Source organism: Edaphobacter modestus (genome assembly GCF_004217555.1).
Classification (GTDB): domain Bacteria; phylum Acidobacteriota; class Terriglobia; order Terriglobales; family Acidobacteriaceae; genus Edaphobacter; species Edaphobacter modestus.
Genome location: NZ_SHKW01000007.1, coordinates 88,640 through 100,518, shown reverse-complemented (window position 1 = coordinate 100,518; position 11,879 = coordinate 88,640). Strand labels below are relative to the sequence as shown.

Sequence of the window (11,879 nt, the reverse complement as noted above, 5' to 3'; positions counted from 1 at the left end):
TGGCGACGACGCCTTGTAAGTCTAAATGTGAGTTGATGACAACAGGGCGAGTCACTCATCGAGCTATTCGAATCGATCTATATCTTCGGCAAGTGGCCGTATAACCGTCTTCTCGGACAAGTCTTTTCGCCGTCCGGACCCCTGTGAAGACGCCCTACGCCGCGCCAAATAGCGTTGAAGAACGACCGCCACTTATCACTTATCTCTGAAGGTCACACTAATTTCCAATTTCGGCCCCAAAATTGACTTTTCGCGGTTTTAGTCAAAAACACCCATATAGCAGGACGTGTCCCGAAAAACTGACAGCCTTATCGAAGCTCAACTTCGTATACGGTTGCAATGGCGCAGGAAGCTGCGCCCTTGGTGACGAAGCTATCGATAGCTGTGATGAGCTGGGCACGTTTGCGCTCGAAGTCGCACTGTGTGGTGTGCGCCGAGAAGAGTTCCGGCGAGGAGGGTGAGTTGCGTCGCAGGGGCTTGTCGTCACCGAAGACCAGCGGCTTTATAAGCGTGCCGATGACGTTGGCAGGAAAGGATGCACGTTTGGGGTTGATGACGCCCGTCGCCATCTGCGTGCCAGAAGTACAGTGCGCGAGGGTCTGGGCAAGGGTCATGTTGCCCCATCGCCGCTCACTCTCAGGATGGAGGCGCATGATGCGCTGCTTTATGTCTTCTGCCAGAGCGGGGTCAAAGAGATCTTTCATTGTAGTTCCTCTCCGTCTCGGGTGTATCGTCGCGGGCGGTGATTCACACCGCTCCGAATGATAGATGTGGTTTAGCAGTTCGGTCTTTCTCGGTACGTGGACTGACTCTAAGCGATTGATCCACAAGCCAGAATTCAACCGGAGCCAGCCCTCCCGCCCCTGCCGATCCCCGAGAACTGAATCTCTCTGAAAACGGGGTTACTGAGATGGTCCGCCGCTTGAACTCCACTAGGGCGTGGAGGATCTTGTAGGCAGGTTCAAGGAGGATCATCGACATGCAGATTCGTTCAGTAGGGATTGATCTCGGCAAGACGACCTTTCACCTGGTAGCCCTTGATGATAACGGCAAGGTGCTCCTGAAGAAGAAGTTTACGCAGAAGCAGCTGATCGTATTCACAGCGAACATGCAGAGCTCGTTGATCGGGATGGAGGCGTGCGCAGGAGCACACTTCCTGGGCCGTGCTTTGCGAGCCCAAGGGCACGACGTCAAGCTTATCCCCGCTCAGTTTGTGAAGCCCTTCGTGAAGTCGAACAAGAACGATTTCATTGACGCAGAAGCGATCGCCGAAGCCGTGGGTCGTCAGAACATGCGGTTTGTTTCTATCAAGACCGATGATCAGCTGGATCTGCAGGCGTTGCATCGCGTCCGGGAACGAGTGATGCAGCGGAGAACCGCTGTGATCAACCAGATTCGCGCATTCCTTCTGGAGCGAGGCATGGTGTTTGCTAAGAGTCCGATTCGCCTCAGAGAAGCGATACCAAGCGTGCTCGAGAACGTGGAGGAGAACCTGACTCCAAGGATGCGCAACCTGATAGCGATGATGTGGAGCGAGTGGAAGGAGCTGGAACTTCAGCTTGAAGAGATGAACGCGGAAGTCGAGCGGATTGCCTCCAGCGATGCCGCATGCCAGAGACTGCGACAGATTCCGGGCATCGGACCTCTGGTGGCAACCGCGATCGTAGCTTCGATCGGCAACGGTTCGGCCTTCCGGAAGGGACGAGAGTTCGCCGCCTGGATGGGACTGGTACCCAGACAGCATTCAACAGGAGGCAAGGCACGGCTCTATGGCATCAGTAAGCGGGGCAACCGTTATCTACGGATGATTCTGGTTCACGGAGCCCGTGCCGTTGTCCTGCGATCCAAGCGAGATCGTATCGCAATGGGTGCATGGCTAACTTCACTCGAGGGCAGAGCCCCGCGCAACGTGTTGATCGTCGCCATGGCCAACAAGCTGGCTCGCATCGCATGGGCTGTGCTCTCGACTGGTCAGGACTACCGGGTCGTGCCCGCCGAAACTACTGCCTAGCCTAGGCCGGCGAAACATAACCGGTTCCAAGCCATCTCACCAAGGTCTGCACGGACGAGTGAAGATGAAAGAACAGTCATAACGGCGTCTCTGAAACCTGTTTGCTCAAAAGGCCCTCGCGGCCGAGGGGTTTCAAAGGACAGACACGCGGCGTATCTCATCATGTGCCAGGAGATCTTATTCTCCATAAACAGGCCGGATACATTAACGCAGACTTCTCTTCGTCCAACCACTTTTCTCTTGCAGTCGGACGGCGGACCATACATTTCACCAAGTTCGACGCACCGAACCATCTGGCCAGGTGAACTTGGTCAAATGTATGGTCCGCCGTCTGAATGCAAGGGAAAAGTTTATGGATGAAGGAATGTCTGCGTCAATGTATCCGGCCTTTTGGTGGAGATCAGTCTCCTGGCCATGATGAGATACGCCGCGTACCTGTCCTACAAAACCCCTCGGCTGTGGAAGAGCCTATTGAGCAATCAGGTTTCAGGTACGCCGTTTGACTGTTCTTTCATCTTTACTTATCCGGTGCAGACCTCGGTGGGAGAACTTGATCTTGATAGCTACGCTTAGCTAGGCCGCGACTGGCTCTTGAACTGCCCGATAGTCCTGGCCGCTTGACAGCACGGCCCAAGCGATCCTTGCCAGTTTGTTTGCCGTGGCGACGATGAGCACGTTGCGTGGCGCTCTGGCTTCAAGAGCGGTCATCCACGCGCCCATGGCGACGCGGTCTCGCTTCGATCGCAATACGACTGCGCGGGCTCCATGGATGAAGATCTTGCGCAGGTAGTTGTTACCGCGCTTGCTGATACCGAAGAGGCGGGCCTTACCACCGGTCGAGTGCTGTCGTGGCACAAGCCCAAGCCAGGAAGAAAACTCACGCCCCTTATGGAAGGCTGCGCCGTTACCGATCGCGGCTACGATCGCGGTTGCGACCAGCGGGCCAACGCCGGGGATCTGCCTGAGCCGCGTGCATGCCGCATCACTTGAGGCAATCAGCTCCACTTCCTGGTTCAGATCGACCACCCGCTGTTCAAGATCCTTCCACTCGTTCCAAAGTTGAGCCAGCAGGTTCCGCATACGCGGAGTGAGATCTTCCTCGGCGTTCTCGAGGATCTCGGGCATGCGCTCGCGCAGCCTGGCCGGGCTCTTTGCAAATACCAGACCCCGCTCCAGCAGGAAGGCCCGCAGCTGGTTGATGACTGAGGTTCTTCGCGCGATCAAACGATCGCGCACACGATGCAATGCCTGCAGATCCAGCTGGTCGTCCGTCTTGATCGGAACAAATCGCATGTTCTCCCGATCCACAGCCTCAGCAATCGCTTCCGCATCCAGGAAGTCGTTCTTGTTCGACTTCACGAATGGCTTCACGAACTGGGCCGGGATCTACACCAACTTCCATGTGAATCCACTTTGCTCGGCGAGCCGCGTGGCGCTTCTCACGGGCCGCAACTCGCATGGCGCCAACATGGGTTCCGTCTCGGAAATGGCCACTGGCTTTCCGGGGCAGAACTCCGTGCTTCCGAACAGCGTGGCTCCGCTGGCAAAGATCATGAGATTTAACGGCTACAGCACCGCGATGTTCGGCAAGTCCCACGAGTATGTGCCTTGGGAGAGCGGACTCACGGGGCCGTTCGACCAGTGGCCCACCGGGGTGGGGTTCGAGAGGTTTTATGGCAATGTGATTGGCGAGTCCGACCAGTTCTCGCCATCCATCCATGACAACACGACGCAGGTGCCCCCATCGAAGGACCCCAACTACTACTACCAGACAGATATCGCGGACCATGCCATCTCCTGGATCAAGACACAGAAGACTCTCACTCCGGATAAGCCTTTCTTTGTCTACTACGCAGCGCAAGGCATGCATGACCCGGTACAGTTGCCGCAGTCCTGGCGCGACAAGTACAAAGGCAAGTTCGATGAGGGATGGGACAAGTACCGCGAAGAGATTCTTACGCGTCAAAAGAAGCTCGGCATCGTCCCAGCCAACACCCAGCTCACAGCCAAGCCGGACATCATGGAGGATTGGGACAAACTGAGCCCGGACGAGAAGAAGATCGCTATCCGGTATCAGGAGGTCTTCGCGGCGTTCGCCGAGCTGACCGACTACGAGATCGGCAGGGTGCTGCAGGCCGCCGATGAGATGGGAGCGATGGATAACACGCTGATCATCTACATCGCGGGAGACAATGGCGCGAGCCCCAACGGCGGCCGGCTCGGCACGTTCAATACGTTGAGCTCATTCAACCTGGCGGAGGAGACGTTGCAATACCAGCTGGCGCACCTTGATGAGGTGGGTGGGCCGCACTCAGCAATGACGCCACCGGCTGGCTGGTCGATTGGGGATAACACACCGTTCGCATACTCACAGTTCCATACGCAGTATGGGGGGACCACCAACGGCATGGTGGTTTTCTGGCCGAAGGTGATCAAGGCAAAGGGTGAGGTCCGCAACCAGTACTACCACCTGATCGACGTCGCTCCGACAGTGCTGGCGGCAGCAGGACTGCCGCAGCCCAAGACGGTTAATGGCGTTCCGCAAAAGCCCATGGATGGTGTGAGCATGCTCAGTTCGTTTACCAACCCTCAGGTGAAGTCGGATCACACGATTCAGTACTACGAGTTCGGCGGGAATCGTGGCATCTACAGGGACGGATGGTACGCGACGACTCTGCACAAGGTAGCGTGGGAAAAGAAACCTCGCGGAACTTTCGCCGAGGACAAGTGGGAGTTGTACAACACAGCGGAAGACTTCAGTTGTTCCAACAATCTTGCTGCGAAGGAACCCACCAAGTTGAAGGAGATGCAAAACGCATTCATGGCGGAGGCGGTCAAGAACAACGTGCTTCCGCTCGACGACCGCATCCAGGAGCGATTCGTTGCCTCGATCGCCGGGCGTCCCGATCTCATGGCAGGTCGGACATCACTAACGGTCTTTCCCGGCATGGTGGGGATGAAAGAGAACGCCTTCATCAATGTGAAGAACCAGAGTTCCTCGATTACCGCGGACCTCGAGGTGCAACAGCGCAGTGCTTCGGGGGTCATCCTCGCACAGGGTGGCGCGCATTCTGGCTGGAGTCTGTATGTCAAAGGAGGCAAGCCTGCGTTTGCCTATAACTTCCTGGGCAACGTGACAACGATTGCTTCCAAAGAGCGCCTGCCCGCTGGCCCTGTCATCGTCACTTACGACTTCGTCTATGACGGCGGCAAGCTCGGTGCGGGTGGCACAGGGACGATCTCGATCAACGGGAAGAAGGTCGCGACGGGCAGAATCGAACACACCATTCCTTTGATATTCGGAACTGAAACGGCTGACGTGGGTACCGACCTCTACTCCACCGTAACGACTGCCTGTGCCATACATGGCATTCCTCTGCGCTTGCGTCATCGGCGCAGCGCTGGGCGACTCCGGGCCAGGAATGGCCTGTTCTTGCTGGAGCTGTGCATTTTGGGCGGCAAGCATTGCCTGTCGTTGTCGCTCCTCAGCATCGCGCATCTGGATGAGGCGCTGTTGTGCCTCAAAGCTGTTAACCTGCGTGGCGTTGGGCGAAGCGGGTTTCACCATTGCGCTATTTGCTATGGGGGCCTGCTTGATGCCATTGTGAAGGTTCCCTGCTCTCCTTCTGCTCGGGACGCCAGCTCCAAATGCCCGCGTTTCAAGGCGAGGTTTTTCACTCGCTCCCATATGGTCCGCGCCTGCGCTGCATCGTAATTCGTCTCCAGCACCCCCTGGATTGTGAGAATACGGAGCCTTGTTTCCGGGTCTTGAGCTGCTGGCTTTCCCAGGTCCTGGGTCAGTTGGAAGATCTTGCCTGGAACACTTCCCGATTCGTCAGGTGGAATCTGGCTCACTTGGGCATACAGCGCTTGGAGGGCTGCTTCTGACCTTCGAACAGATGCTGCGCTCTCGCGTATAACGGCAGCGCATCTGCCCAACGATTTCCCCAGGCTAAGGTGTCGGCCCTGTCGATCAATCCGTCTGCGGACTCGGGAGGGGCGGAGTTGTGATGCGGCGAAATCAGATAAAGGTAAGTGCTTCCAAGTATTACGATAATCACACCGAAAACGACAAGTATCCCTTTGCCCCAGCTGGCTCGCGACATGGCATGATTTTATTCACATCTTCGGCAAGCCGTGGACCAGATAGGGATGTTCGCATCGAGCTTAGATGGGTAGACCGAAGTGATGATCAGGCTGGAACAGTCGAATATGACCGATTCTGGCGACCGTCTTCGCGCTTTCAGCCCCGACAATCGCCCCTTAGATCTAATTTCCGGATTCAGAGCGTGCATGGACGATGCAACAGGTCGCCAGGCAGATGGTCTCCTCGAACGGAATGCTGGCCGGTATTTGGGACAGGAAGCAGCATTTCAGCTTACATAAAGCAGGAAATAGACGGTTTGGATTAATGCGTGAATGCGAAATTATGGGGCAGAGGTGCTTTTATGGCGGATTCAGTAGAGGACCAAATCGATGCGATCACGAAATGTCTTAGGGTTATTGATGGCAAGGGCTCGCTCTTAACGTGAAAGGTAAGATTGGACCAGCTCAGAGCCTTGGTCACCGGACTGAAAAACTTATGAAATGAGGTTACGATTCATTCCGTGTTGGACCAACCGGACCATTAAGTCACGGTATTTCAACAGATGCGATAAATAATCCTCATCTAAGTTAGTGCATGTTCTTTCATTCATCACAGTCGATTCGATTTACACTCCATCAAACCCACCTGGAAACCCCTCTGATCGTAAACGATCCTATCTAACGATACCTAAACGAACTTTTCTGGTCGTTCAAAGCTGTTGAAGGCGCCGAGATGCGGCGCCATTTCTTTGTCTCAAGCCCTTTGATATCTTTGGATTGTGAAGACGATTCGAACCTCGCTGGCTTCAGATCACACGCAAGATCGCAAGCTGGCTCCGCAGCCAGCGTTAGATACCGGCAGGCGCAGATAAAGCTTGGCAGACTGCTATCCGTCTACCAAGCTACCTACCTACCTATGTTGCTACCAAGCTACCAGCAAGGACGTACCGCAGTGGTTACTTATGGCGGGGTTCGATCGCTGCTAGCCTCGCTTCTATGGCAATCATCATCAGTATTGCAAACCAGAAAGGTGGCGCAGGTAAAACCACTACAGCACAACAGATAGCTGTTGAGCTATCTGTTGTGGGTTACCGCATTCATGTTATCGACATGGACCCGCAGGCATCTTTCACGCAATGGTACAGGCACCGTCGAAAGCAAGGTCTCAATAGTTTTAGCGTGGTGACTATCCCTACAGGACTCTTGATAGAGGACTTGTCCGAACTCAAGCAGCGCTCCGATCTGGATATCATTCTTATCGACTGTCCCGGAAACATCGTGGATATCACGATGGCTGCTGTGCAGGCATCCGATGCAGTCATCACGCCTGTACGCGCTACAGGTCTCGATCTGGAAGCCACGAAATATATGATTCTTTTCGTCGCGTCGGTCATGAAGGAAAACAAGAATCTACGGTTCATGCTTTTCCATAATGCAAAGCATGCGAGCCGCAGGCTCGATAAGGAAGGGGAAATCAGTCTGGTCAAGGCGACGAAATCCATTCCCGGACAGCGAGCCTTCATCCTCAAGACGGCGATCACAGACACCGCGGCCGTCGCTGAAGCCGGTATGACGGGACTATCGGTACGGGAATACGCGCCAAAGTCTCCCTCTTCCTCTCAATATCGAAAGCTCATTATGGAGATCCTCGAATGCCTCAAGCCGGCAGACAAACAAATAAGCGCTTCAGCCTAACTGACCTAGCCGACGATGATGAACCGATCGTCAGGATGGATCTGATGTCACCGACCTTGGTCCCATCTCAGGCCACCGCTCCAGAATCTGTAGCCGTGGAGACTTCTGTCATCAATGTGGTCGAGGAGCCTACCACGAGTCGAGTCGAACCGACTTCTCCAGCTGAGCCAGCGTCAGATCCGGCATCTGTCCCATCAACAACCCATTCGAACGGAAGTCGGGTGAGCCGGCAGAGCAGGGAAGTGGCTGCTGCCCTGGACCCAGTCCAGGCTCAGGTTGCGAATCAGAAGGAGAGCTTCTATTCGAACTTTGGTGAGCGAACGACCAAAAAGCAGATCAGTCTTCGCATTCACCCCAGCGTCGATAAAGCGTTAACCAAAGAGGTACTAACGAAGAATCTTGAGGGCATCACAGTCACCCGAGAAGCGATCATTACCAAAGCGATATGCAACTTCCTCGGGATCGATTATCCAGAGGACATGTAAGCCAATTATCGAGAGGACGCCGAGGGCCGATCAAACCTGATCGCTCTCCCGTCCTCTTCTGTGCAAAGGACCGAAGCTAATACTTGAGGATGCGGAAGCCGCCCAAAAATACGCAGGAGATATTGCCCGGATACTCCGACTATCGTCTGGAGAGGGAAAAGGCGGCCAAGAATCAAGTTGAAAAGCTAATGGGGATCTGGAAGGCCGGCCTGAGCGGCGACAAGTTGTTCACAGCCCAGATGCTCATCTATTGCGGACTTCCAATCAACAAGACTGATGCGAGTTATGTCGTCCGGCGGTCGCGGCTCGCGGACGGCAGCTCGGTTAAGGTGACATTTAGCCGGACCAACCCCGATGTGCCGCTTCCATTCCGGACGGACCGGACCATGGCCTACTTTTTGACGAACAAGGCGGTTCTCCAGCAAAGCCCTCTTCTACGCTGGGGCCACGCCAACGAGTACATGCGCCTCTTCGGCCTAAATCCGGATTCAGGCTATCACTACAAATCTGTCCAGGAGCGGTTCACCAGGATCGCCTATCTGGGAATCACGGTTGAGTACCTGGATGTGAACCAGAAGATAGTCGAGCACTGGAAATGCCCGATCATTGACAACGCCAGAATCACCGCCGAAGTGGATGAAGAAGGGAAGTGGAAGCCATCGATCTCAATAGCCGAGATGTTGGCTGCCAAGCAGGAGGTCACCTTCGGACTCCGGTTCTTCATGGAGCTTCAAAAGCAGCCGGTCCCCATTCCCATAGAACTTTTGATCGCCACTCAGAAATCCCACCGGCTAATGGACTATGTCGTCTTCCTCTACTGGCGGGCGTTCGCCGGCGCGACTCAGAGCTTCATCCCCTGGCGCTATCTCCAGGAGCAGTTCGACAACTCCGACTCGAACCAGGACAGATGGGCTCAACAGTTCCGAAAAGCTAAGACGATACTCAAGACCCTCCCAGATCCGATCAACCAGATCCGGTTCGACGTATCGAGCTCGGGTCTCACGATCTACCCTCTTCCAGTTGGGACCAGCTTCTTTGCCGGGTTTCCCAAGCTGGGATCGAGAAAGGCACTCGAAGCTTCAGGTTCGTCGTCTTAGTGTCCCTACTCGCCCGTCGGCGCGCAGCGCCTACCTACTGGGAATATTAAATAGAGCGGCTTCTTGAAAAGGCATCCTGTAAAAACATCTTGCTTCCTATATAGGCGTGTAGCTTTCAGCTTTAAATGGCGCCGAGTTTCGGAATTATTTGGCGTGTGTTTCGGGAATAATTGGCGTACGCTCGGTCAGTTTGTCCCGATCACCAGACTGTCCCGTGCCGCTTCAACGACCTCGACAGAGACATGGTGAAGGTCATTCACACTGAGAACTCGTTCGATCTGCGTTAGAAGTCGGGTCAGCAGCCTGAAGTTTCCTCCGGTCATGCGTATGAGGCTTGCGACAACTTCTGGGGAGAGCGGCCCATCAGGGAGCTTGATACCCGCCGGCGCCCAGCACCGCGGAAGGAGTTCCTGGACCTGGTTTGCATCCAGAGGCCGAAATTCGTGGACGAATCCGATGCGGGAATAGAACTGAGGAAAGCGGGCGATACGCTTTTCGATGCCCGGCATGCCGATCAGCACCATACCGGCGGTACCCTGATCGAAGATCGATCGCATCTGTTCGAGACTATTCATGTGGAGGCGATCAGCCTCATCCACCAGGATCAAAGTTGTCGGGTCCGAGACCGCTCGCTGTCTCGCTTGATAGTGCTTGTATGTCTCAAAGTAGGTGGGATCGACTGCAGGAGGGTTCTCCGGAGAGCAACCCGGTTTGTCTATGATGTCCCTTCGTCTTTTCTCGTCTTTGAGTCTGATCTCGTCAAGAACAATCCTGGCTTCTTGCAGGATTGGATCCAGGAGGATGTTTCTGACTCGCTCTTTCGCCATCGAGATGTCGATGTCGACCCTGGAGGGGGTATTGACCACAGAGGTCGTGTAGAGCACTGTGTCGATTGGACGATTGTCTTTCACTTCATTTGTCCACGCATCTCTTGGTTGAATTTGATCCGCGCGACTGTAGCGAACAGCAGAGAGAGTTTTGCCAATACCTGGGGGCCCGTAGCACAGACCGATGTAGCGAAAATTGCGGCATGCATCGCAAAATTCGACAAATCTGCGGTGTTCAATGGTCTCGACGAATACGCCGTCACTCGTTGCGGTACCTTTTGATGCGGACTTTGGATGGGGGTGCGGCGGCTGCTTTTGCATGGATCTCCTCAGAACTCGTCCCTTTTTTTAATTGCAGAAGCGAATCGACGACCCGTTGCCGATCGTGGAGGATCGTTTTGAGTTCGCGACGACGCTGGTCGCGCGCTCGAGTGATGTCTCGGAGAGAAATGGTCTCTCCTGCCAGCTCCGCGGAAACCGCAGAACAAAGAAAGCGATCCTTGTAGAAAACACGAATCTCTCCCATGTCACGGGGATCGTACCGAACGGTCACATCTTCACCCACGTACGCGGCCAGAACCAAGGAAAGATACCGCAGACCGTGAAGGTAAATGCCATCGCGACGCACCTTCCGAGCGCTCACCGCTTGCATGAGCAGCAAATCAAGCTGTTCGAGAGACTCGGGCATGCGAGGCAGAAATCCACCTTCCTCCCAGCGCACCGAGGGAGCCGTCCTTGCAGCAGTGCTGGGTTGTCGATGGTAGGTCTCAAAAAGGAATATCCGGAAGAGTTCGTCAAGTTGCTCAATGGAGAGGTTTGGTTTGCGTCGCCTTTTCTTTCCGAATCCGTCAAGCTCGCAAAGAAACATTTCGTTGACGGTTCGGAAGAAGCGCTCGATGCGGCCACGCCCTTGCGGCTTCCCTGGTGTTGAGAACACGAGCTGGATCTTGAGATCGACAGCGACCTGCTCGATGTGCTTTGATTTGAAGTCCGAGCCATTGTCCGTATAAAGCACATCGGGGATGCCGCATACCTGCCAATGTGGATGGCCCTTTCGCCAGATCGCTTGTCGAAGGGCGAGAGCGGTTCGTGTCGAGGAGGGAGAATCAAAGCCGAGGAAGTATCCAGCAACAGCCCGACTATAGTCATCGATGACGACGGTCAACCAGGGCTTGGCGATCTGACCAGCCTCTCTTACCAGGCGGATCCCCAATTGTGCATGATCGGCTTGCCAGATAGCGTTTGGTCGCGGCGCTTCCCGTCGGTGAACCAGGTCGAATTTTTCGCTGTACGTCTTTCCTCCACGGTGGGCGAGGGTAAGCAGTCCAACTGGGATTTCACGGATGAGATCGTAAACGAGTCCGTAGCGAGGTGGGGGCTCACCGATTGTCTCCGCAAATTGCCGAATCTGTCGCCAGATTGACCGGACCGGTAGAGGAGGACTCTTCAAGGCGAGCGCTTCTATGGCTGCCTTAAGTTTCGGCGAGATCACCCTGCGGGCACCACGGTCAGCCCTTGTCTTGCGTACAAGCGCTATCAATCCGAATTTGCGGTATTGGCTCACCCACCGCTGCGCAGTCCGGAACGGTACCTTTCCGTCAGCTGCTACGGTTTGCAGGGGCTGATTCTTCTCGAGATGTGGCTGAATCAACCGAAACCGTGACATCGCAAGCTCCCG

Annotated in this window: 8 protein-coding genes and 1 pseudogene; 5 read left to right on the top strand and 4 right to left on the bottom strand. The window is 55.0% G+C overall.

All coding sequences use genetic code 11. From position 1 onward, the window contains the following. Positions 1 to 308: 308 nt before the first annotated feature. A complete protein-coding gene (locus tag BDD14_RS29505) occupies positions 309 to 704 on the bottom strand; it encodes a hypothetical protein (protein ID WP_130424901.1) in 396 nt (131 codons plus the stop codon). 275 nt (positions 705 to 979) lie between these two features. Here BDD14_RS29505 and BDD14_RS29500 point away from each other — a divergent pair, with 275 nt between their 5' ends. Next, entirely contained in the window at positions 980 to 2,011 is a 1,032-nt protein-coding gene (locus BDD14_RS29500) for an IS110 family RNA-guided transposase (protein WP_130417057.1), read from the top strand. Between the two features lie 573 nt (positions 2,012 to 2,584). Here BDD14_RS29500 and BDD14_RS29495 read toward each other — a convergent pair. Then, a pseudogene (locus BDD14_RS29495) lies at positions 2,585 to 3,397 on the bottom strand (IS110 family RNA-guided transposase); the annotation flags it as partial. Here BDD14_RS29495 and BDD14_RS29490 point away from each other — a divergent pair. The 4 genes from BDD14_RS29490 (at position 3,303) to BDD14_RS29475 (ending at position 9,374) form a co-directional block, all read left to right on the top strand. Further along, entirely contained in the window at positions 3,303 to 5,726 is a 2,424-nt protein-coding gene (locus tag BDD14_RS29490) for an arylsulfatase (protein ID WP_130424899.1), read from the top strand. The pseudogene BDD14_RS29495 and the gene BDD14_RS29490 sit on opposite strands and share 95 nt — an antisense overlap. Before the next feature lie 1,367 nt (positions 5,727 to 7,093). Next, complete coding sequence (locus BDD14_RS29485; RefSeq protein ID WP_130424897.1) at positions 7,094 to 7,792, top strand: ParA family protein; 699 nt, start codon at positions 7,094 to 7,096, stop codon at positions 7,790 to 7,792. Next, entirely contained in the window at positions 7,750 to 8,277 is a 528-nt protein-coding gene (locus BDD14_RS29480) for a hypothetical protein (protein WP_130424895.1), read from the top strand. The genes BDD14_RS29485 and BDD14_RS29480 overlap by 43 nt, the downstream gene beginning before the upstream one ends. Before the next feature lie 89 nt (positions 8,278 to 8,366). After that, entirely contained in the window at positions 8,367 to 9,374 is a 1,008-nt protein-coding gene (locus tag BDD14_RS29475; protein WP_165420403.1) for a replication initiation protein, read from the top strand. 185 nt (positions 9,375 to 9,559) lie between these two features. On the opposite strand, the gene BDD14_RS29470 is transcribed toward BDD14_RS29475, so the two are convergent. After that, positions 9,560 to 10,522 (bottom strand): AAA family ATPase, encoded by a 963-nt coding sequence (locus BDD14_RS29470; RefSeq protein ID WP_130424891.1) that lies wholly within the window; start codon positions 10,520 to 10,522, stop codon positions 9,560 to 9,562. Beyond that, on the bottom strand, positions 10,461 to 11,867 hold the full coding sequence (locus tag BDD14_RS29465; protein WP_165420402.1) for a Mu transposase C-terminal domain-containing protein: 1,407 nt from the start codon (positions 11,865 to 11,867) through the stop codon (positions 10,461 to 10,463). Before BDD14_RS29465 ends, BDD14_RS29470 begins: the two co-directional genes overlap by 62 nt. Positions 11,868 to 11,879 lie beyond the last annotated feature (12 nt).